This is a genomic window from Pseudomonas sp. YH-1, from assembly GCF_051990045.1.
In the GTDB taxonomy this organism is placed as follows: Bacteria; Pseudomonadota; Gammaproteobacteria; order Pseudomonadales; family Pseudomonadaceae; genus Pseudomonas; species Pseudomonas nicosulfuronedens.
The window spans coordinates 4,293,689-4,315,060 of the sequence record NZ_CP178184.1; the positions used below are offsets into that span (position 1 = coordinate 4,293,689).

16 protein-coding genes are annotated in these 21,372 nt (G+C 66.4%); 13 read left to right on the forward strand and 3 right to left on the reverse strand.

The window, feature by feature from the left end:
* Positions 1–297 precede the first annotated feature (297 nt).
* The 8 genes from pqqA (at position 298) to ACKI1H_RS19740 (ending at position 8,251) form a co-directional block, all read left to right on the forward strand.
* Positions 298–369 (forward strand): pyrroloquinoline quinone precursor peptide PqqA, encoded by a 72-nt coding sequence (gene pqqA, locus ACKI1H_RS19705; protein ID WP_003106462.1) that lies wholly within the window; start codon positions 298–300, stop codon positions 367–369.
* Positions 370–416: 47 nt separating this feature from the next.
* Positions 417–1,331, forward strand: a complete 915-nt coding sequence (pqqB, locus tag ACKI1H_RS19710) for a pyrroloquinoline quinone biosynthesis protein PqqB (protein WP_440466027.1) — start codon at positions 417–419, stop codon at positions 1,329–1,331.
* 25 nt (positions 1,332–1,356) lie between these two features.
* The gene (gene pqqC / locus ACKI1H_RS19715) at positions 1,357–2,106 is read left to right on the forward strand and encodes a pyrroloquinoline-quinone synthase PqqC (protein WP_440466028.1); all 750 of its coding nucleotides are present in this window, start codon (positions 1,357–1,359) and stop codon (positions 2,104–2,106) included.
* On the forward strand, positions 2,106–2,384 hold the full coding sequence (pqqD, locus tag ACKI1H_RS19720) for a pyrroloquinoline quinone biosynthesis peptide chaperone PqqD (RefSeq protein WP_017518379.1): 279 nt from the start codon (positions 2,106–2,108) through the stop codon (positions 2,382–2,384). The genes pqqC and pqqD overlap by 1 nt, the downstream gene beginning before the upstream one ends.
* Positions 2,356–3,504 (forward strand): pyrroloquinoline quinone biosynthesis protein PqqE, encoded by a 1,149-nt coding sequence (gene pqqE / locus ACKI1H_RS19725; RefSeq protein ID WP_440466029.1) that lies wholly within the window; start codon positions 2,356–2,358, stop codon positions 3,502–3,504. The genes pqqD and pqqE overlap by 29 nt, the downstream gene beginning before the upstream one ends.
* Positions 3,505–3,506: 2 nt before the next feature.
* Complete coding sequence (locus ACKI1H_RS19730) at positions 3,507–5,300, forward strand: alpha/beta hydrolase family protein (protein WP_440466030.1); 1,794 nt, start codon at positions 3,507–3,509, stop codon at positions 5,298–5,300.
* A 109-nt stretch (positions 5,301–5,409) separates the two neighbouring features.
* Positions 5,410–6,573, forward strand: a complete 1,164-nt coding sequence (ercA, locus tag ACKI1H_RS19735) for an alcohol dehydrogenase-like regulatory protein ErcA (protein WP_440466031.1) — start codon at positions 5,410–5,412, stop codon at positions 6,571–6,573.
* Complete coding sequence (locus ACKI1H_RS19740) at positions 6,557–8,251, forward strand: PAS domain-containing hybrid sensor histidine kinase/response regulator (RefSeq protein WP_440466032.1); 1,695 nt, start codon at positions 6,557–6,559, stop codon at positions 8,249–8,251. Before ercA ends, ACKI1H_RS19740 begins: the two co-directional genes overlap by 17 nt.
* Positions 8,252–8,266: 15 nt before the next feature.
* On the opposite strand, the gene ACKI1H_RS19745 is transcribed toward ACKI1H_RS19740, so the two are convergent.
* Positions 8,267–10,780 carry an ATP-binding protein gene (locus ACKI1H_RS19745; RefSeq protein WP_440466033.1) on the reverse strand — a complete coding sequence of 838 codons (2,514 nt, stop codon included), beginning with the start codon at positions 10,778–10,780 and terminating at the stop codon, positions 8,267–8,269.
* Between the two features lie 289 nt (positions 10,781–11,069).
* Between ACKI1H_RS19745 and ACKI1H_RS19750 the strand changes: the two genes are divergently transcribed.
* From ACKI1H_RS19750 to ACKI1H_RS19770, 5 genes are all read left to right on the forward strand, one after another.
* On the forward strand, positions 11,070–14,540 hold the full coding sequence (locus ACKI1H_RS19750) for a response regulator (RefSeq protein WP_440466034.1): 3,471 nt from the start codon (positions 11,070–11,072) through the stop codon (positions 14,538–14,540).
* A 1-nt stretch (position 14,541) separates the two neighbouring features.
* Positions 14,542–15,360 (forward strand): CheR family methyltransferase, encoded by an 819-nt coding sequence (locus tag ACKI1H_RS19755; RefSeq protein WP_138523798.1) that lies wholly within the window; start codon positions 14,542–14,544, stop codon positions 15,358–15,360.
* Positions 15,357–15,944 carry a chemotaxis protein CheB gene (locus ACKI1H_RS19760; RefSeq protein WP_440466035.1) on the forward strand — a complete coding sequence of 196 codons (588 nt, stop codon included), beginning with the start codon at positions 15,357–15,359 and terminating at the stop codon, positions 15,942–15,944. The genes ACKI1H_RS19755 and ACKI1H_RS19760 overlap by 4 nt, the downstream gene beginning before the upstream one ends.
* Positions 15,934–17,118, forward strand: a complete 1,185-nt coding sequence (locus ACKI1H_RS19765; RefSeq protein ID WP_138523802.1) for a hybrid sensor histidine kinase/response regulator — start codon at positions 15,934–15,936, stop codon at positions 17,116–17,118. Before ACKI1H_RS19760 ends, ACKI1H_RS19765 begins: the two co-directional genes overlap by 11 nt.
* 74 nt (positions 17,119–17,192) lie before the next feature.
* Complete coding sequence (locus tag ACKI1H_RS19770; RefSeq protein WP_440466036.1) at positions 17,193–19,142, forward strand: PAS domain S-box protein; 1,950 nt, start codon at positions 17,193–17,195, stop codon at positions 19,140–19,142.
* 42 nt (positions 19,143–19,184) lie between these two features.
* Here ACKI1H_RS19770 and ACKI1H_RS19775 read toward each other — a convergent pair whose 3' ends face one another.
* Positions 19,185–19,499, reverse strand: a complete 315-nt coding sequence (locus tag ACKI1H_RS19775; RefSeq protein WP_440466037.1) for a hypothetical protein — start codon at positions 19,497–19,499, stop codon at positions 19,185–19,187.
* A gap of 147 nt (positions 19,500–19,646) precedes the next feature.
* Positions 19,647–21,218 carry a sensor domain-containing diguanylate cyclase gene (locus ACKI1H_RS19780; protein ID WP_440466038.1) on the reverse strand — a complete coding sequence of 524 codons (1,572 nt, stop codon included), beginning with the start codon at positions 21,216–21,218 and terminating at the stop codon, positions 19,647–19,649.
* Between the last annotated feature and the right edge of the window lie 154 nt (positions 21,219–21,372).

Sequence of the window (21,372 nt, forward strand, 5' to 3'; positions counted from 1 at the left end):
CTAGACCGGTCGGTCACGGGCGACGAGAGCCCGAGCAAGGCCTGTGCCGAAACCTACCGCGCGGGACGCCGAACCCCGCGCCAGACCGCCCGCCGCCCAAGGGCGCGGGCGCAACCGGGCAGCGACTGTCGCAGCGATGGGACAGTTGTAGCGGCGGGGCGCGACAGCTGTCGCGGGCCCGCTACCAAATCAGGGGGGAATCTCCTTCGAAAGTATCATTCGGAGTGCCTGACCCTGGTGTTTAACTCGACCTTGCCGGTTCTGCCGGCGCCTTCCAACAAGAAAGAGGACAGACCCATGTGGACCAAGCCTAGCTTCACCGACCTGCGCCTTGGCTTCGAAGTGACCCTGTACTTCGCCAACCGCTGATCCACTGCGCCCCGGTCCGCCGGGGCCCCTGCCCACGGGGCACTGTCATGCACATCCGAATTCTCGGGTCGGCCGCCGGTGGCGGCTTTCCCCAGTGGAACTGCAATTGCCGCAACTGTCGCGGCGTCCGCGACGGCAGCGTGATCGCGCAGCCACGCACGCAATCCTCCATCGCGCTGTCCGACGACGGCGAGAACTGGATTCTCTGCAACGCCTCACCTGACATCCGCGCCCAGCTGGCGTCCTTCCCGGCGCTGCAGCCGGCGCGGCGCCTGCGTGATTCGGCGATTGCCGCCATCGTCCTGCTGGACAGCCAGATCGACCACACCACCGGCCTGCTCAGCCTGCGCGAAGGCTGCCCGCATGAGGTGTGGTGTACGGAAATGGTCCATCAGGACCTGTCCACCGGCTTCCCGCTGTTCCCCATGCTGTCGCACTGGAACGGCGGGCTGAAGCACAACCTCATCGAGCTGGATGCCGAGCCCTTCGTCATCCCGGCCTGCCCGGGCCTGCGCCTCACCGCCATCGCCCTGCGCAGCAGCGCACCGCCGTACTCGCCACACCGGGGCAATCCGCATCCGGGCGACAACATCGGCTTGTTCGTCGAGGACACCTCCACCGGCGGCAAATTGTTCTACGCGCCGGGCCTGGGCCAGGTGGACGATGGTCTACTGGCATGGATGCGCCGCGCCGACTGCCTGCTGGTGGACGGCACGCTGTGGCGCGACGACGAGATGCGCGTCTGCGAAGTCGGCGACAAGCTCGGCAGCGAGATGGGCCATCTGGCCCAGAGCGGCCCCGGCGGCATGATCGAGGTGCTGGATGGCATCGACGGGCCGCGCAAGGTGCTCATTCACATCAACAACACCAATCCCATCCTCGACATCGCCTCGCCCGAACGCGCCGAACTGGATGCGCGCGGCATCGAGGTGGCGTTCGACGGCATGGGCATCTTCCTGTGACGGCCCTTTCAGAAGGAGCCTCGCGATGACCCGCGAAGCCATGAGCCCCGCCGAATTCGAACAGGCACTGCGCGCCAAGGGCGCCTGCTACCACATCTACCACCCGTACCACGTGGCCATGTACGAGGGCCGCGCCAGCCGCGAGCAGATCCAGGGCTGGGTGGCGAACCGTTTCTACTACCAGGTGAACATTCCGCTGAAGGACGCGGCCATCCTCGCCAACTGCCCGGACCGCGAAGTGCGTAGAGAGTGGCTGCAGCGCATCCTCGACCACGACGGCGCGCCGGGCGAGGAGGGCGGCATCGAGGCCTGGCTGCGGTTGGCCGAATCCGTTGGGCTGGACCGCGAGCAGGTGCTGTCCCAGGAGCTGGTGCTGCCCGGCGTGCGCTTTGCGGTGGACGCCTACGTCAACTTCGCCCGCCGCGCCAGCTGGCAGGAGGCGGCCAGCAGCTCGCTGACCGAATTGTTCGCCCCGCAGATCCACCAGTCCCGCCTGGACAGCTGGCCGCAGCACTATCCGTGGATCGACGCCACCGGCTACGACTACTTCCGCAAGCGCCTGTCCCAGGCGCGCCGCGATGTCGAGCACGGCCTGCGCATCACCCTGGAGCACTACCGCACCCGCGAGGCCCAGGAGCGCATGCTGGAGATCCTGCAATTCAAGCTCGACGTGCTCTGGAGCATGCTCGACGCGATGAGCATGGCCTATGAACTGGAGCGCCCGCCGTACCACACGGTGACAGCCGAGCGCGTGTGGCACAGGGGTGTAATGTGATGAGTCTGCCTTCACTGGACAGCGTACCGGCGCTGCGCCGGGGGTTCCGCCTGCAGTTCGAGCCGGCCCAGGGGTGCCACGTGCTGCTCTATCCTGAAGGGATGGTGAAGCTCAACGACAGCGCCGGGGCCATCCTCGGCCGTGTCGACGGGCAAGCCGATGTGGCCGGCATCATCGATGGCCTGCGCGCCGATTTCCCTGGCGTGCCGGGCATCGACGAAGACATCCTGGCATTCCTCGAGGTGGCCCATGCGCAATTCTGGATCGAGCTGCGCTGAGGCGCCGGTGGGTCCTCCGCTCTGGCTGCTGGCCGAGCTGACCTACCGCTGCCCGCTGCAGTGCCCGTACTGTTCCAACCCGCTGGACTTCGCCAGGGGCGGCGAAGAGCTGTCCACCGCGCAATGGATCGAGGTGTTCCGCCAGGCCCGCGAGATGGGCGCGGCGCAGCTGGGTTTTTCCGGCGGTGAACCGCTGGTGCGCCAGGACCTTGCCGAGCTGATCGCCGCCGCACGCGGGCTGGGGTTCTACACCAACCTGATCACCTCCGGCATCGGGCTCAACGAGAAGCGCCTGAAGGAGTTCGCCGACGCCGGGCTGGACCATATCCAGATCAGCTTCCAGGCTGCCGACGAGGAGGTGAACAACTTGCTCGCCGGCTCGCGCAAGGCCTTCGCCCAGAAGCTCGCCATGGCCCGCGCGGTGAAGGCCCACGGCTACCCGATGGTGCTGAACTTCGTCACCCACCGGCACAACATCGACAGCATCGAGCGCATCATCGAGCTGTGCATCGAGCTGGAGGCCGACTTCGTCGAACTCGCCACCTGCCAGTTCTACGGCTGGGCCGAACTGAACCGCGCCGGCCTGCTGCCGACCCGCGAGCAGTTGCAACGCGCCGAGCGCATCACCGCCGAGTACCGCGAGCGCCTGGCCGCCGAAGGCAACCCGTGCAAGCTGATCTTCGTGGTGCCCGATTACTACGAGGAGCGCCCGAAGGCCTGCATGGGCGGCTGGGGCAGCGTGTTCCTCGACGTCACCCCGGACGGCACCGCATTGCCGTGCCACAGCGCGCGGCAGCTGCCGGTGAAGTTCCCCAACGTGCGCGAGCACAGCCTGCAGCACATCTGGTACGAGTCCTTCGGCTTCAACCGCTTCCGGGGTGACGCGTGGATGCCCGAACCGTGCCGCTCCTGCGACGAGAAAGCGCGCGACTTCGGCGGCTGTCGCTGCCAGGCATTCATGCTCACCGGTGATGCCGAAGCCACCGACCCGGTGTGCGCCAAGTCGGCCCACCACGGGATCATCCTCGACGCCCGTCGCGAGGCGGAAACGGCGGCCGCGCCGCTCAGTGCGCTGACCCTGCGCAACGAGCGCGCCTCGCAACTGATCTGCAAGGCGTGAGCGTGGAACGCAGCGATTGGAGTGCCGAACGCGCGGTCGCCGCCGCGGGGGATTTTGCCGAACTGCACGTGGCCCATGGCGGCTTGCTGTGGGCGGCGTTTGACCCCTCCAGCGCGCGTTGTCGGCTGTTTCTGCGCCGTGAGGGGCAGAGCGTCGAGCTGACCCCGCCCGGCGCTTCGGTGCGCAGCCGCGTCTACGAATACGGCGGCGGTTCCTGCTGCGCCACCGCCGACGGCGTGGCCTGGGTGGAAGAGAGTGACCAGCAGGTGCGTTGGCTGCGCCTGGGTGGCACGCCTCGGCCTATTACCCATCGCGACGACTGCCGCTATGGCGACCTGCACTACGTGCCTGCGTGGAACGCGCTACTGGCGGTGGAAGAAGAGAACGGCAGCGGCGGGGTAAGCCACCGCATCGTTCGTCTCGACGCCGATGGCCGGCGCCGGGTGATCGCGTCCGGCGCGGACTTCTATGCCTCCCCGGTGGCTGACAGCGGAGCCGATCGCATCGTCTGGGTGGAGTGGGATCGCCCGCACCAGCCCTGGACGCGCACTCGCCTGTGCGAGTCGTTCGCCGGGGAGGAGCGCTGCCTGGCCGGGCAGGCTCGCCACGAGTCTATCCAGCAGCCGCGCTTCGCCGAGGACGGCCGCCTGCACTGGCTGAGTGACCGTGATGGCTACTGGCAGCCTCACCACGAAGGGCACGGCACCTTGCCCAGTGCTGCCGCCGACCATGCCAGCGCACCCTGGCAGCTGGGCGGGCGCACCTTCCTGCCGTTGCCGGACGGCAGGCTGCTGGCGACGCGCCAGGTCGATGGTTGCGGCCTGCTGGTGGTTTATGACGAGCGCGGCAAGGAGCGCAGACTTGCACCGGAGTACAGCCGCTTCCGTTCGCTGGCCGCGGACGAGCGCCACTTCTATTGCATTGCCGCCGCGCCGGACCGTCTGCCGACGCTGCTGGCGATCCGGCGGGTGGATGGCTCCACCCAGGTGCTGGCCGGTGGCGAGAGGCCGCTGCCGGAGGCCGAATTGTCCCGTGGCGAGGCCTTCCATTACCCGGTGGGCGAGGACGAATGCGGCCACGGGTTCTTCTATCCGCCCTACGCCACGGACGGGGCGCCGCCGCTGGTGGTGTTCCTGCACGGTGGGCCGACCTCGGCCTGCTACCCGGTATTCGACGGGCGCATCCAGTTCTGGACGCGCCGGGGATTCGCCGTTGCCGATATCAATTATCGCGGCAGTAGCGGCTACGGCCGCGCCTACCGGGAGCGCCTGCACCTGGGCTGGGGGCAGGTGGAAGTGGAGGACATCGGCGCGGCGCTGGATTTTCTCTCCAGGGCCGGGCGCATCGACCGTCAGCGGGTGTTCGTGCGTGGCGCCAGTGCTGGCGGCTACAGCGCGCTGATGGCGCTGGCGCGGCTGCCGGGCCTGCGCGGGGGCGCCAGCCTCTATGGCGTCAGCGACCCGCAGGCGCTGGCGCGGGTGACCCACAAGTTCGAGGCGGACTACCTGGACTGGCTGATCGGCGACCCGCAACAGGACGCCGAGCGTTACCGCGAGCGCACGCCGGTGCTGCTGGCCGAGCGCATCCGCGCGCCGGTGATCTTCTTCCAGGGCGAGCTGGATGCGGTGGTGGTGCCGGCACAGACCGACGCCATGGTCAACAGCCTGCGCCAGCGCGGCGTACCGGTGGAGGTGCACCGCTACGCCGGCGAGCGCCACGGTTTCCGCCAGGCCGCCAACCAGGCCCATGCACTGGAGGCCGAGTGGCGCTTCTATCAGGCGCTTCTGGGGGGCTGATCCCGGCCCGAGCCGGCTGTAAGAACCGTCTGCCAAGGTCGCATTGCAATACCTGACGGATGCAGTAGGCTGCCGGAAATATCCCATAACAATAACGACAGAGCCCCCGATGTCCCACGAGCTCAGCCAGCTGCGCAAATTCGTCTCGCCTGAGATCATTTTCGGTGCCGGATGCCGGCACAATGTCGCCAATTACGTAAAAACCTTTGGCGCCCGCAAGGTGCTGGTGGTGTCGGACCCCGGTGTAGTCGCTGCCGGCTGGGTCGCTGACATCGAAGCCAGCCTGGCCGCCCAGGACATTGCCTTCTGCCGCTACACCGATGTGTCGCCCAATCCGCGCGTGGAAGAAGTCATGCGCGGCGCCGACGTCTACCGCAGCGAAGGCTGCAACGTGATAGTCGCGGTCGGCGGCGGCAGCCCCATGGACTGCGCCAAGGGCATCGGCATCGTCGCCGCCCACGGCCGCAACATCCTCGAGTTCGAGGGGGTGGACACCCTGCGCGTGCCCAGCCCGCCGCTGATCCTGATTCCCACCACCGCCGGCACCTCGGCAGACGTTTCGCAGTTCGTGATCATCTCCAACCAGGACGAGCGGATGAAGTTCTCCATCGTCAGCAAGGCAGTGGTGCCCGACGTATCGCTGATCGACCCGGAAACCACCCTGACCATGGACCCGTTCCTCTCCGCCTGCACTGGCATCGACGCGCTGGTGCACGCCATCGAGGCCTTCGTGTCCACTGGCCACGGGCCGCTCACCGACCCTCATGCGCTGGAAGCCATGCGGCTGATCAACGGCAACCTGGTGCAGATGATCGCCAATCCGGCGGACATTGCCCTGCGCGAGAAGATCATGCTCGGCAGCATGCAGGCGGGGCTGGCGTTCTCCAACGCCATTCTCGGCGCGGTGCACGCCATGTCCCACAGCCTTGGCGGTTACCTCGACCTGCCGCACGGGCTGTGCAACGCGGTGCTGGTCGAGCACGTGGTGGCCTTCAACTACAGCGCCGCGCCGGAACGCTTCAAGGTGATTGCCGAGACCTTCGGCATCGACTGCCGTGGCATGAACCATGCGCAGATCCGCCAGCGCCTGGTGGAGCACCTGATCGCCCTGAAGAATGCCGTAGGCTTCCACGAAAGCCTCGGCCTGCATGGTGTAGGCAGCTCCGACATTCCCTTCCTCTCGCGCCACGCGATGCAGGACCCGTGCATCCTCACCAACCCTCGCGAGTCCAGCCAGCGCGATGTCGAGGTGGTGTATGGCGAGGCCCTCTGACGAGCAGCAGCAACAGGCCCTGGCCGGCTTGCTCGGGCTGGGCAGCCATTCTGCGCGCAAGAGCCACTACCCCGAGCTGGTGGCGCGGCTGGACGAGCTGGAGGCCGAGCGCAACCGCTACAAGTGGCTGTTCGAGCATGCCGTCCACGGCATCTTCCAGGCCAGCCTGAGCCAGGGCCTGCGCGCCGCCAACCCGGCGCTGGCGCGGATGCTCGGCTATGACGACCCGCAACAGGTGCTGTGGAACCTGCAGGACATGGCCAGCCAGCTGTTCGTCGGTGGTGAGGCGGAGATGCGTCGCATCCGTGCGCTGCTGCGCGAGGGCAGTGGGCTGTTCGGCTACGAGACGCGGCTGCGCCGCCGCGATGGCAGTCATGTCATCGTGCTCATGAACCTGTTGATGAAACCGGACGAGGAAGGCCTGGTGGAGGGCTTCGTCGCTGACATCACCGAGCGCGTCCAGGCCCAGCAGCGCCTGCAGAACCTCAACGAGGAACTGGAGCAGCGCGTCGCCGAACGTACCCGTGAGCTGGAAGGGCTGAACCAGCAACTGCGCGAGGCCCGCGACGCCGCCGAAGCCGCCAACAACAGCAAGGACAAGTACCTGGCCGCCGCCAGCCATGACCTGCTGCAACCGCTGAATGCTGCGCGCCTGCTGGTTTCCACCTTGCGCGAACGCAAGCTGCCGGACGCCGAGCAGGTACTGGTGGAGCGCACGCACCAGGCGCTCGAGGGCGCCGAGGACCTGCTCACCGACCTGCTGGAAATCGCCCGTCTGGATCAGAGCGCGATCCGTCCGGACCTGGAGGTGTATCCGCTGGACGAACTGCTCGGCCCGCTGGTCTCGGAGTTCGACGAAGTGGCTCGCGCCGCCGGGCTGCGTCTGCGCTCACGGATTCCCGCGCTGGCGGTGCGCACCGATCACCGCTTGCTGTCGCGCATCCTGCGCAACTTCCTCAGTAACGCATGCCGCTATACCGAGCGCGGCAGCGTGATGCTCGCGGCGCGCCGCCGCGGCGATAGCGTCAGGCTGGAAGTCTGGGACACCGGACGCGGGATTCCGGCGGACCAGCTGGAAGCCATCTTCCTCGAATTCAACCAGCTGGACGCCGGCCGCGCGGCCAGTCGCCGGGGTGTCGGTCTGGGGCTGGCTATCGTCGACCGCATCGCCGGCATCCTCGGTTGCCGGGTGCAGGTGCGTTCGATGCCGGGGCGTGGTTCGGTGTTCTCCCTCGAGGTGCCGCTGGTGCGAGACCTGCCGCAGCCAGGGCCGGTCGAGAGCGGCCCGCGCCCTGTGACTGGCGACCCGCTGCCGGGTCGGCGCCTGCTGGTGATCGACAACGAGGAGGCGATCCTCGTCAGCATGGCCGCGCTGCTCGGGCAATGGGGCTGCGAGGTGCTGGTGGCCACCAGCTACGAGGAAGCGCTGCAGGCGCTGGATGACAAGGCGCCGGAGGTGATCCTGGCCGACTACCACCTCGACCAGGGGCGTACCGGGTGCGAGGCGGTGCGCGGGTTGCGCGAGTATTTCCGCCGCGAGCTGCCGGCGCTGATGATCACCGCCGACCGCAGCGACGACTGTCGCCGCGCCCTGCAGCGGTTGGGGATGCCGCTACTGAACAAACCGGTGAAGCCGGGCAAGCTGCGCGCGACATTGAGCGTGCTGCTCAGCCATTGAAGGGGCGCTGGTCGATCAGCCGTTCTTGCGCCCGAGCATGCCGTTGACCTTGTCGCGCAACGCGTCGATGGAGAAGGGCTTGGCGATCATCGACATGCGCGTGGCCAGCTCGCTGCCATCGATGTGGACGATCTCGGCGAAGCCGGTGGCGAACAGGATTGGCAGCTCCGGACGGACATCCCGCGCGGCGCTGGCCAGCTCCTCGCCGTTCATGCCCGGCAGGCCGACGTCGGTCAGCAGCAGGTGGATGACGGTGTCGCCCTGCAGGATCGGCAACGCCTCTTCAGCATCCTCGGCTTGCAGTACCTGGTAGCCGATCTCCTCCAGTACTTCCACGGTGAGCATGCGTACCAGGTCATTGTCCTCGACGACCAGGACGCACAGTGGTTGGTTGGCCGGTTCATTGGGGGGCGTCGGGACGTCGGGAATGCTGACCACTGAGTTGCCTCTCGGGAAATAGAGTGTGACGCAGGTGCCCTGGCCGGACTCGCTGCGCAGGCGGATGTGCCCGCCGGATTGTTTGATGAAGCCGTAGACCATCGACAGGCCCAACCCGCTGTTGGGGCCGATGCCCTTGGTAGTAAAGAAGGGGTCGAAGACGTGGGGCAGGGTGGCCTTGCTCATGCCCTGGCCGTTGTCCTGCAGGGAGAGGGCGAGGTAATCGCCGGCCGGCAGGTCATGTTCGCCGGTGAGGATGTCCTGGCCCTGCAGGGCGATCTCCAGGCGTCCGCCGCCAGGCATGGCATCGCGGGCGTTCTCCACCAGGTGGAGCATGGCCTTGTGCAACTGGTCGCGGTCGGTCAGGACGCTCTGCACGTCATCCAGGGCGAGCGTCAGGGCGACGTCGGGGCCGGCGCATTCGACCAGCTCATCGCGCCAGTCGCGCAACTGTTGGGCGAGGTCCACCGGGTGCATCGCCAGCGCCTGGCGACGGGCAAACGCCAGCAGGTTGTGGGTCAGCTCGGCGGCGCGCTCGGTGGCCTGGGTGGCAGCGTGAAGGATGTGGCTCAGCTCCGGCTGGGCGTTGGGCGGCGCGCGTCGGGTGATCAGGTCGAGGCTGAAGCGAATGCTTGCCAGCAGGTTGTTGAAGTCATGGGCGATGCCACCGGTGAGCTGGCCGACGGCTTCCATGCGCTGGGCATTGAGCAGGGCAGCCTGCGCCTGCTCCAGCAGCAAGGCGCCGCGCTTCTGCTCGGTGATGTCGCGGCCGCAGCCATAGATCACGCCGCTTTCCTCGGTGGCGTGCCAGGAAATCCAGCGGTAGCTGCCGTCGGCGTGGCGCATGCGGTTCTCGAAGTGCTGCAGGCGCTCGCCACGGGCCAGGGTGGCACGGATGTCGATGCTCGGCGCGAGGTCGTCCGGATGCACCAGCTCTTCGCTGCTGCGGCCGGTGAGCTGCTCCTCGCTCCAGCCCAGCAGGCTGGACCAGGCCGGGTTGACGCTGCGCAGCACGCCCTGGTGATCGAGCACGCAGAGCAGGTCCTGGCTGACCGTCCAGACGCGGTCGCGCTCCAGGGTGCGCTGGCGGGCTTCTTCCTGTACCGCTTCCTTCTGCCGGCGTTCCTCCGTGCGCTGGCTGGCGGCGGCCAGCGCATGGCCGAGCAGGGCGGCCAGTTCCTTGAAGAAGGTCGCGTAGTGCTCGTCCAGGCGTCGGCGCGGGCTGATACCGAACACCGCGAGGCTGTCGACGTGGCCGGATAGCGGGGTGGCATAGGTGCTGTCGAGCACTTCCGGCCAGGGTGCGAAGGCGCGCACGTACTGGCTGCCCAGCGGGGACTGATGGGCTTCCTTCAAACCGTTGAACAGGTGCAGTGGGTCGTCGTCGAGCGTCAGTTGCGCTGGCGCGAAACGGTCGCTGGTGTCGGTGCCGCAGGAGCCGAGCAGGGTGCCGGCCTGGTAGAGCAGGCAGAAGGGCACGTCATGGTTGGCTTCCGCAAGCAGGGCGAAAGCGCGGGCGCAGATCTGCGCGCTGTCCTCGGCCTGCCCGAGACGTTCGGCCAGGCGCGTGAGCAGGCGCTGGCGGCGTTGTTCGATGACGTTGCTGGTGGTCTCGACGGCGGTGTTGAACAGGCCGACGGGCTTGCCGTCCTGGCCGAATATCGGGCTGACGTTGTAGGTGAAGTAGGCTTCTTCGACGTAGCCGAACCGCACCATGGGCAGCAGGCGATCTTCTTCGTGGGCGGCGACGCCGGTCTGCAGGATGCCGTTGTACATGGGGTCGAGGATCGACCAGATATCCGACCAGGCGACGTGGGCCGGTTGGCCCAGGCAGGCGGGGTGCTTGTCGCCGGGAATGGCACTCCAGGCATCGTTGTACAGCAGGATGAATTCGGGGCCCCAGTAGATACACACCGGCAGGCGCGAGTTCAGCCCGACTTCGAGGATGCCCTTGAGGATGGCCGGCCATTGATCCATGGGGCCGAGCGGGGAGGATGCCCAGTCATGCTGACGAATCAGCGGCGCCATGGCGCTACTGCTGTTGAGGAAATCGCCTGGCGAAATAGGGGTGTTCCCCTGGGAGCTTGGCATCGAGCAAATCCTGCGATCGATTGATCTTCTGTTCCTTGTCGGACGTTGGAAAGGCCCCGTGACAGAAGATTCCACTTTTCTCCGTGGCCGGTCGCAAATAATTCGAACGCCCGTGCGGGGTCGCGTGTCAATTGGCCAGCCGGTGTGTAGCCTACAACGCTTCACATTAATATTTCTGCCGTTTTAAGAATGTTCTTACAATAACTTCAAACACTTACCTGGCTTTCTTGCCGTCGCTGCCACACCGGCCGATTGCTTCCAGGGAAGGACTGCATCAGGGAATCCATCGATGAACCAGAAAGTCGTCGCCGACGAAAGCGCCTTCCGCCGCATCCTCGCGCGCAACATGGCGCTGCCGCTGGGCATCTGTTTGCTGGGAGCGGTGCTGTTCATCGGTCTGATTCTCTACATGCTCGACGTGCTGGGGTGGGTCGAGCACACCGATCGGGTGATCTCCAGCGCCAACGAGATGCAGCGCCTGAGCGTGGACCAGGAAAGCGGTCTGCGCGGCTTCCTGATCACCAATGATCCACGCTTCCTCGAACCGCTGGAGCAGGCGCGGCCGCGCATCAATTCGGGGCTCAAGAACCTCGCCGAACTGGTGGCCGACAATCCCCCGCAGGTGGAGCGCGTGCAGCGCCTGGGTTCCATGCAGGAAGAGTGGTTGAGCTTCGCCCAGGAGATGATCCAGCTGCGCCGCAGCGGCCAGGACGTGGCGGACGCCATCAAGGCCGGGCGCGGCAAGAGCATGATGGACGCCATCCGCGTCCAGTACGGCGCGATGATCAACACCGAGCAGCAACTGCGCCACGACCGCAACCAGTTCGCTTCGACCCTGTCCACCGGCGTGGTGGTGCTCTACCTGGTGTTCAGCATCGTGGTGGGCACGCTGCTGGCCTACTTCGGGCGCCGGCAACTGGTCAGCCTGTCCGAGTCCTACGCCGAGTCCCTGCGGCGGCAGGTGCTGCATAACGAGCAGCTGCAGCAACAGGCCTGGCTGCGCGATGGCCAGAGCCGCCTGAGCGAGCAGTTGATCGGCCAGCAGTCGCTGCCTTCGCTGGGACGCAACCTGATGGAGTTCCTCGGCGAGTTCGTCGGGTCGCCTATCGGTGCGTTGTACGTGCGCGATGACCATGGCGGCCTGCTGCGCGGCGCGACCTTCGGCTTCGCCCGCGAACAGGAAGGCGTGGAATATTTCGCCGCCGATGAAAGCCTGATTGCCCAGGCCGCGCGCCAGCGCAAGCTGCGTGTGCTGGACGGGTTGCCGGCGGACTATCTGAAGGTCAATTCGGCGCTGGGCAACGGCTCGCCGGTGAGCGTGGCGCTATTGCCGTTGCTCAATGAGGGGGGCGTGGTCGGCGTGCTGGAGCTGGGCTTCCTGCGCTCGCTGAGCGACCGCGAGCAAGCGTTCCTCCAGGGCGTGGCCGACACCCTGGGCAGTGCCGTGGCGGCGGCGCTGCATCGCCAGCGCCTGCAAGACGTGCTGGCGGAAACCCAGCAGCTCAACGAAGAACTGCAGGTGCAGCAGGAAGAGCTGAAAACCGCCAACGAGGAGCTGGAGGAACAGTCGCGGGTCCTCAAGGAGTCCCAGGCGCACCTGGAGGCCCAGCAGGCGGAACTGGAGCAGACCAACGAACGTCTCGCCGAACAGACCCAGGAACTGGCCGCCCAGCGCGACGACCTCGACGGCAAGAACACCGAGCTGAACCAGGCTCGTCTGGACCTGCAGGGCCGCGCCGACGAACTGCAGCGCGCCAGCCGCTACAAGTCCGAGTTCCTCGCCAACATGTCCCACGAGCTGCGCACGCCGCTCAACAGTTCGTTGATCCTGGCGCGCCTGCTGGCGGACAACGAGCAGGGCAACCTCGATGACGAGCAGATCAAGTTCGCCGAGTCGATCTACGGCGCCGGCAACGACCTGCTCAACCTGATCAACGACATCCTCGACATCTCCAAGGTCGAGGCCGGCAAGCTCGAGGTGCGCCCGGAGAATGCCCACGTGCGGCGTCTGGTGGAGGCGGTGGAAACACTGTTCCGCCCACAGGCCGATGACAAGGGGCTGCGCTTCGTCGCCGAGGTCGAGGAGGGCGCGCCGACGCTGCTCTACAGTGACCGCCAGCGGGTCGAGCAGATCCTCAAGAACCTGCTGTCCAACGCCTTCAAGTTCACCGATGCCGGGGAGGTTTCCCTGCGTGTGAGCGCCGCGCCCGAGGGCCTGCGCTTCGATGTGCGCGACAGCGGTATCGGCATCGCCGAGGACCAGCTTGCGCGCATCTTCGAAGCCTTCCAGCAGGCCGATGGCGCCACCAACCGTCGCTACGGCGGTACCGGCCTGGGCCTGTCGATCTCCCGCGACCTCGCGCACCTGCTGGGTGGCAGCATCATCGTCAGCAGCGAGCCGGGCAAGGGCAGTGTGTTCAGCCTGCTGTTGCCACTGAACTACCAGGCGCCTGCCGAAGAGAAAATCGTCAGTGCGCCCGCGCCAATCGTGGCGCCGGCCCCGGTCGCGCCGCCGGTGGTGCGCGCGCCGGCTGCGGCGGCCTTCGCCGACGACCGCGAGCAGGTCAATGTGGGGCAGCGTTGCGTGCTGGTGGTGGAGGACGAGCCGAAGTTCGCCCGTATCCTCTATGACCTGGCCCGCGAGCTGGGCTATCGCTGCCTGGTCGCCATGGGCGCCGAGGAGGGCCTGCGCCTGGCCGATGAGCACGGCCCCGACGCCATCCTGCTGGACATGCACCTGCCCGACGAATCCGGCCTCGCCGTGCTGCAGCGCCTGAAGGCCAACCCTCGTACCCGCCATGTGCCGGTGCATGTGGTGTCGGTGGAGGATCGCAGTGAAGCGGCCCTGCACCTGGGCGCCATCGGTTATGCCTTGAAACCCACTACCCGCGAGCAACTGCGCGAGGTGTTCGGCAAGCTGGAAGCCAAGCTGACCCAGGAGGTCAAGCGCATCCTGCTGGTGGAGGACGACCCACTGCAGCGCGACAGCGTCTCGCGCCTGATCGGCGACGACGACATCGAAATCACCGCGGTGGAGCAGGGGGCGCAGGCCCTGGAGCTGCTGCGCAAGAACATCTACGACTGCATGATCATTGATCTCAAGCTGCCGGACATGCAGGGCAACGAACTGCTGCAGCGCATGGGCGAGGAGGACATCTGCTCCTTCCCGCCGGTGATCGTCTACACCGGGCGCAACCTGACCCGTGACGAGGAAGCCGAGCTGCTCAAGTATTCACGCTCGATCATCATCAAGGGCGCGCGCTCGCCGGAGCGCCTGCTGGACGAAGTGACGCTGTTCCTGCACAAGGTCGAGTCGCAGCTCTCCAGCGAACGCCAGCGCATGCTGCGCACCTCGCGTAATCGCGACCGCGCGTTCGAGGAGCGGCGCATCCTGCTGGTGGACGACGACGTGCGCAATATCTTCGCCCTCACCAGCGCCCTGGAGCACAAGGGCGCGCGGGTGGAAGTGGCGCGCAACGGCCGCGAAGCGATCGAGAAGCTCAATGAAGTGAGCGACATCGACCTGGTGCTGATGGACGTGATGATGCCGGAGATGGACGGCTACGAAGCGACCCGGCTGATCCGCCAGGACGCGCGCTGGAAGAAGCTGCCGATCCTCGCGGTGACCGCCAAGGCGATGAAGGACGACCACGAGCTGTGCCTGCGCGCGGGCGCGAATGATTACCTGGCCAAGCCCATCGATCTGGATCGCCTGTTCTCCCTGGTCCGGGTCTGGCTGCCGAAGCTGGAGCGCATCTGACATGCCCGATCGCAGCCAGGATATCGAGCTGCGCCTCCTGATCGAGGCGATTTACCTGAAGTACAGCTACGACTTCCGGGATTACTCCGGCACCTCGCTCAAGCGCCGTGTGCTGCATGCCACCAAGCTCTTCGAGTGCCGCAGCATATCGGCGCTGCAGGAGCGCATCCTGCACGACCCGCACGCCTTCCATGAGCTGCTGCAGTACCTCACCATCTCGGTGAGCGAGCTGTTCCGCGACCCCAGCTATTTCCTCGCGCTGCGCCAGGAGGTGGTGCCGGTGCTGCAAACCTACCCGTCGCTGCGCCTGTGGGTGGCAGGCTGCAGCACCGGCGAGGAAGTGCATTCGCTGGCTATCCTGCTGCACGAGGAAGGTCTGCTCGAACGCACGCTGATCTATGCCACCGACATCAATCCGCGCTCGCTGGAACAGGCCCAGCGCGGTATCTACGCCGTCGAGGATCTGGCCCAGGCCAGCGAGAACTACCGCGCGGCCGGCGGCAAGGGTTCGCTGTCGGACTACTACACGGCGGCCTACGACGGCGCGTTGTTCGACAAGATGCTGCGCGCCAACGTGACCTTCGCCGACCACAGCCTGGCCACCGACAGCGTGTTCTCCGAGACGCACCTGGTCTCCTGTCGCAACGTGCTGATCTACTTCAATCGCCAGTTGCAGAACCGCGCCATCGGGCTGTTCCACGAATCGCTGTGCCACCGGGGTTTTCTCGGCCTGGGCAGCAAGGAAAGTCTGGACTTCACCGACTTCGCCTCGGAATTCGAAGTGGTGAATCGCCGCGAGCGGGTGTTTCGCAAGCGATGAGCGCGCAACGCACGATCCAGGCCGTGGTCATCGGCGCCTCTGCGGGCGGCGTGGACGCCCTGTTCCAGCTTTTCGGCGGGTTGCCGGCGGACTTCGCCTTGCCCATGGTGGCGGTGCTGCACCTGCCGGAAAACCATGAGAGCCAGCTGGTGGACCTGTTCGCCCGGCGCCTGGCGATCCCGGTGCAAGAGGCCCGTGACAAGGCGCCGGTGGAAGCCGGCACGCTGTACTTCGCCGCCGCCGGCTATCACCTGTCCATCGAGCGGGAACGCACCTTCGCCCTGAGTCGCGAGGCGCCGAGGAACTTCTCCCGGCCGTCGATCGACATCCTCTTCGACTCGGCGTCCGACGCCTACCGGGAGGGGCTGGCGGGCATCCTGCTCACGGGTGCCAACCAGGATGGCGCCGAGGGGCTGGTGCGCATCCAGCGCCAGGGCGGGCTGAGTATCGTCCAGGACCCGGCCGAAGCCGCCGTGTCCACCATGCCGGAGGCGGCGATCGCATTGCATGCCCCGGACTACATTCTTCCGCTGCGTGAGATTCACGCGCTCCTGACCCGAATGGGCACCCCACATGCTGCGTAACCAGGGAAGCAAACTGCTGATCGTCGATGACCTGCCGGAGAACCTGCTGGCACTAGAGGCCTTGATCAAGGGCGAGGGTCGTGAGGTATTCAAGGCGTCCTCGGCGGACGAGGCGCTGTCGCTGCTGCTGGAGCACGAATTCGCCCTGGCGCTGCTCGACGTGCAGATGCCGGGCATGGACGGTTTCGCCCTGGCCGAGCTGATGCGCGGCACCGAGCGCACCAAGAATATCCCCATCGTCTTCGTCACCGCCGCCGGGCGTGAGCTGAACTATGCCTTCAAGGGTTACGAGAGCGGCGCGGTGGACTTTCTCTACAAACCGCTGGACAACCATGCGGTGCGCAGCAAGGTGAACGTCTTCGTCGATCTGTACCGCCAGCGCAAGGTGCTGGCACGGCAGCTGGAAGCGCTGGAGCAGGCGCGTGCGGAGCAGGATGCACTGCTTGCCGAGCTGCGCGAAACCCAGGTGGAACTGCAGCGCGCGGTGAAGATGCGCGACGATTTCATGTCTATCGTTTCCCATGAACTGCGCACGCCGCTCAATGGCCTGATGCTCGATACCCAGCTGCGTCGGTTGCACCTGGCCAAGGGCAAGCTGGAGCACTTCGCGGCCGACCGCCTTGGCGTGCTGTTCGAGCGCGACGAACGCCAGCTTACCGGCCTGAACCGACTCATCGAAGACATGCTCGATGTCTCGCGCATTCGCACGGGCAAGCTGTCCATCCGCCCGGAACCGGCCGACCTCGCCGACATCGCCCGTCGCGTGCTGGGCAACTTCGCCGTGCAGGCCCAGGCTGCTGGCTGCGAGCTGAGCCTGAATTCGCCCGAGGTGGTGGAGGGAGTATGGGACGCCTACCGATTGGAGCAGGTGATCAGCAATCTGGTCAGCAACGCCTTGCGCTATGGGCCCGGCCAACCGGTGGAGGTGACTGTCGCAGTGCAGGAGGGACAGGCGCAGCTCTGCGTACGCGACCATGGCGACGGCATCGGCGTCGATGAGCAGCGGCGCATCTTCCAGCAGTTCGAGCGCGGTGCCGGCGCGGCTCGTATCGCTGGGCTGGGTTTGGGGTTGTACATCTCCGAGCAGATCGTCCAGGCCCACGGCGGTCGTATCGAACTGCGCAGCGAGCCCGGGCAGGGCGCGGCGTTCAGCCTCTACCTGCCGCTGGATTGAGCGCCGTCTGGCGGCATCTCCGATGGGGCCGTTACGCCTATGCTTTGCTCCAATGAGCCAAGAGAGCCGATCTGATGCCCGACACGACCGCCAGCACCGCCCAACTCGTCGAAGATGCGCGCTACCGTCTGCTGGTCGAGGCGGTTACCGACTATGCCATCTATATGCTTGACCCCGATGGCCGGGTCAGCAGCTGGAGTTCCGGAGCGCAACGGCTGAAGGGCTACGCCGCCGACGAGATTCTCGGCGAGCATTTTTCACGCTTCTACACGCCCGCCGACCGTGAGGCCGGGCTGCCCGAGCTGGCCCTGGGTGAGGCGGCGCGGGTCGGCCGTTACGAGAGTGAAGGATGGCGTCTGCACCGGGATGGCAGTTCGTTCTGGGCCCACGTGGTGATCGACGCCATTCGCAGTGCCGATGGCGAGCTGCTGGGTTTCGCCAAGATCACCCGCGACCGCACTGAACAGCATGAAACCGAGCAGGCCCTGCGGCGCAGCGAGCAGCAGTTCCGTCTGCTGGTCAATGGCGTGACCGATTATGCCCTGTACATGCTCGATGCCGAGGGCCATGTCACCAGCTGGAACTCCGGAGCCGAGCGGATCAAGGGGTATCACCCGGAGGAGGTCATCGGCCGACATTTCGACGGCTTTTACTGCGACGAGGACCGCCAGGGCGGCGTCCCGCAGGCCAGCCTGGATACTGCGCTGGCCGAGGGACGCTACGAGGAAGAGCGCCTGCAGATGCGCAAGGACGGTTCGCGCTTCTGGGCCAACATCGTCATCGACCCGGTGTTCGACGATACCGGCAAGCTGCTGGGCTTCGCCAAGATCACCCGCGACATCACCGACAAACGTCGCGCCCAGGAGGAACTGGAGCGCGCCCGCGACGAGCTGATCCAGTCGCAGAAGATGGAGTCCCTCGGCCAGCTCACCGGTGGGGTGGCCCATGACTTCAATAACCTGCTCACGGTGATCCTCGGCGGCCTGCAATTGCTGGAGCGGCAGCTGCCCCGCGATAACGAAAAGGTCCAGGGCATCTGGCGCAATGCCCTGGAAGCGACCCGCCGTGGTGCCCAGCTGACCCAGCGGATGCTGGCCTTCGCCCGCAAGCAGCGGCTGTTCCCGCAACCGATCCAGCTACCCGTGCTGCTGCAGGACATGAGCGAGCTGCTGGTCAGCTCCCTGGGGCCGACCATCGCCCTGGAAACCCGCTTTCCGCTGCAACTGGACTGCGTGATGAGTGACCAGAACCAGTTGGAGCTGGCGATCATCAACCTTGCCACCAACGCCCGTGACGCCATGCCTGGCGGTGGCAGCATCACCTTTTCGGCGCGCAACGCCCAGGTCGGGCCGCGCCAGAGCGGCAAGCTGACAGCCGGTGACTATGTCTGCCTGGCGGTCACCGACTCCGGGCAGGGCATGGACGAGGACACCCTGCGCCGCGCTGCCGAGCCCTTCTTCACCACCAAGGCCACCGGCAAGGGCACTGGCCTCGGGCTCTCGATCGTCCACGGGCTGGCCCAGCAGCAGGGTGGTGCCTTGTTACTGCGCAGCACACCCGGCATGGGTACCACGGCGGAGATCTGGCTGCCGGCGGTCAAGCCCAAGGCGGAATCGCCGGTGCCGGAAGTGGCCACTCCGATTGAGATGAGTGCTGACCCGGATGAACCCCTGGGCCTTCGGGTCTTGGTGGTGGACGACGACGCGCTGGTGCTCATGGGCACCAGCGCGCTGCTGGCCGATCTGGGGTGCCAGGTATCCCGTGCCGAGTCAGCGCGCACGGCGCTTGGCTTGCTGGAGCAGTCACCGTTCGACCTGCTGATCACCGACTTCGCCATGCCGGACATGGACGGCATGCAGCTGATCCAGCAAGTACGCTTGCTCCAGCCGGCGCTGACCTGCGTGCTCACCACCGGTTACGCCGGTCGTCCTGACATCCTCGCCGACTCGGTCCCGCGACTGCCCAAGCCGTTCGACCGCGAGCAGCTGTATTCCCTGTTGCTGAGGGTCAGGGGCACGGGTTAGGGGATCGCCCCTGGTCCACCGCGAGGGAGCCGTCGTGGGGGATCAGCGTCGCAGGTTCAAGCCTTCCGAGGTTTCCACCTCGATCAGTGAACCGGGGTCTTCATTGCCCGGGTCGTTGATCAGCGCGTCCAACTCGCCCTGCGGCATCAGCCCTTCGCTTCGTGCTCGACAGTTGAGCAAGGGCAGCAGCTCCCGTTGGAACTGCTGTTGTTGGTCCTCGGACAGGGCGGCCAAGCCGTGGTTGAGGATGTACTGGGCGAGTATCGCCGGGTCGCCGTTGGCATCCAGCGTTCCTTCGTCGAGCAGACGACGAAGCCCGTCGGTGAGTTCCACGTCCTGATGATCGTTCCAGCCCATCGTCGGCACCTCCTTCGATTGACTAAAACCCGATGACCGGGTGGCGCAGGGAGTCGGGACGAGCGCGCGCCGTGTTCAGGTAAGACTGGTGGCACGGCTCGGCTGTTCGGAGAAAGGGGACGAACGGTTTATCCGCAGCGCGACAGGTCAGGGCGCGTCGCTGCTGACAACCCGGTTGCGGCCGGCCTGCTTGGCGCTGTACAGGCGCTGGTCGGCCTGCTTGAGCACGGCATCGGACGGACGCGATGTGCCGCCGCTCTCGGCCACGCCAATGGACAGGGTGACCTTGCCCACCTGCGGAATCAGCGTGCCGGCGACTGTCTCGCGGATACGTTCGGCGATGCTACGAGCGGCTTCCAGGCTTGTCCCCGGCAGCAGCAGGACGAACTCTTCACCCCCGGAGCGGCAGGCCAGGTCTTCGGCGCGGGAAGAGTCGCGCAGCACGCTGGCGACCTGGCGCAAAGCTTCGTCGCCGGCGTCGTGACCCCAGCTGTCGTTGACCTGCTTGAAGTGATCGATATCCAGCAGCAGCACCGCATAGGGTAGGGCAGACTGCTCGAGTGTTATCAGGGCCGCACTCAGTGCGCGGCGGTTGGCCAGGCCGGTGAGGGCGTCGCTCTGGGCTTCCTGGCTGAGCCGGCCGAGCTTCTGCTGCATGAGCCCTACACCCGTCAAAAGCGCCTGTCGAATGGCTGCGGCCTCGCGGTACCAGGTATTGATGGCGCGCAGCTCGCCCGGCGTTTCCGGCGCCGACAGGCGCTCGGCACTGTAGGCCAGTTGCCGCAACGGCCGGGTGATCAGCAGGGCGCCGCCCCAGATCAGCAGCACGCCCAGCAGGCTGGCGGGGATCAGGCCGAAGAACATGTCTTTCATCAGCAGGCCCAGCGGGGCCAGGCTCAGGTCGCGCGGCTTCTGTGCCACCACCGCCCAGTTGGCTTCAGGTACCTGGGCGTAGCCGGCGAGCATTTCCATGCCCTGGGTGTTCTGCACTTCCATCGAGCCGGTTTCGCCTCGCAGGGCGGACTCCACGGTCGGATTGTCCTTGAGCAGTTCGCCCACACGCTGAGCCTCGGGGTGGTGGAGCAGGCGGCGGTTGGCGTCGGCGACAAAGGCATAGGTGCCCTCGTGGTGGAAGTGGCTGCCGATGATGGTGTGCAGCACGCTCTGCTTGAGGATGTACACCGAGCCTCCGACCAGCCCGAGGTATTCGCCGGAGGGGCTGATGATCGGCTGGGAGATGAACACCACCAGGTTGCCGGCAATGGATACGTAGGCCTGGCTGACTGTCGGGCGCTTGAGTTGCAGCGCCTGTTGAACGCCGACCGAGCGCAGTGTGGTGCCGACTATCTGCAGGGAGTCGGGATAGGCCTCCAGTACCTTGCCTTGGGCGTCGACGACGGCGATCGAGTTGAAGTAGGTGTCCTGGGATTGCAGGCGCATCGCTTCAGCACGCAATACGGCGTGGTCGCCCTGGTGCGCGGCGAGGATATTGGCGCTGAAGGCCAGGTTGCGCTGCGCCGAATGAATGAATTCGCTGATGCTCGAGGCGACTTTGGCGGCATAGGCGCGGTTGGCTTCCAGGGTCGAGTGGATCAGGGCCGAGCGTTGCACGGTATAGGCCATGTACAGGCTATTGCCGAGGGTTGCCAGGGCGGCAAGCAGGACAAAGACCAGGATCAGTACGCGCAGGGTCAGGGGCTTGCGGCTCCAGCGCTTCATGCGGCCACCGTGGACGGGCGACGAGTGCCAGGGGCGTCGTCGAGGGGCCGGAGCGCTGCGCCGGGGCGCGATGTCAGGGGGCTGTCCATGGGGCCGGGTCCGTGCTGGGGCGGGCTGGCTGGTTCGTCTGTCCTCGACGGGTCGAGTTTCAGGA

What these genes read in the sequence shown, in the direction of transcription:
- pqqB (WP_440466027.1), top strand. Translation starts at nt 417, where the DNA reads ATGCACATCCGAATTCTCGGGTCGGCCGCCGGTGGCGGCTTTCCCCAG.
- pqqC (WP_440466028.1), top strand. Translation starts at nt 1,357, where the DNA reads ATGACCCGCGAAGCCATGAGCCCCGCCGAATTCGAACAGGCACTGCGC.
- pqqD (WP_017518379.1), top strand. Translation starts at nt 2,106, where the DNA reads ATGAGTCTGCCTTCACTGGACAGCGTACCGGCGCTGCGCCGGGGGTTC.
- pqqE (WP_440466029.1), top strand. Translation starts at nt 2,356, where the DNA reads ATGCGCAATTCTGGATCGAGCTGCGCTGAGGCGCCGGTGGGTCCTCCG.
- ercA (WP_440466031.1), top strand. Translation starts at nt 5,410, where the DNA reads ATGTCCCACGAGCTCAGCCAGCTGCGCAAATTCGTCTCGCCTGAGATC.
- ACKI1H_RS19740 (WP_440466032.1), top strand. Translation starts at nt 6,557, where the DNA reads ATGGCGAGGCCCTCTGACGAGCAGCAGCAACAGGCCCTGGCCGGCTTG.
- ACKI1H_RS19745 (WP_440466033.1), bottom strand. Translation starts at nt 10,780, where the DNA reads ATGCCAAGCTCCCAGGGGAACACCCCTATTTCGCCAGGCGATTTCCTC.
- ACKI1H_RS19750 (WP_440466034.1), top strand. Translation starts at nt 11,070, where the DNA reads ATGAACCAGAAAGTCGTCGCCGACGAAAGCGCCTTCCGCCGCATCCTC.
- ACKI1H_RS19755 (WP_138523798.1), top strand. Translation starts at nt 14,542, where the DNA reads ATGCCCGATCGCAGCCAGGATATCGAGCTGCGCCTCCTGATCGAGGCG.
- ACKI1H_RS19760 (WP_440466035.1), top strand. Translation starts at nt 15,357, where the DNA reads ATGAGCGCGCAACGCACGATCCAGGCCGTGGTCATCGGCGCCTCTGCG.
- ACKI1H_RS19765 (WP_138523802.1), top strand. Translation starts at nt 15,934, where the DNA reads ATGCTGCGTAACCAGGGAAGCAAACTGCTGATCGTCGATGACCTGCCG.
- ACKI1H_RS19770 (WP_440466036.1), top strand. Translation starts at nt 17,193, where the DNA reads ATGCCCGACACGACCGCCAGCACCGCCCAACTCGTCGAAGATGCGCGC.
- ACKI1H_RS19775 (WP_440466037.1), bottom strand. Translation starts at nt 19,499, where the DNA reads ATGGGCTGGAACGATCATCAGGACGTGGAACTCACCGACGGGCTTCGT.
- ACKI1H_RS19780 (WP_440466038.1), bottom strand. Translation starts at nt 21,218, where the DNA reads ATGAAGCGCTGGAGCCGCAAGCCCCTGACCCTGCGCGTACTGATCCTG.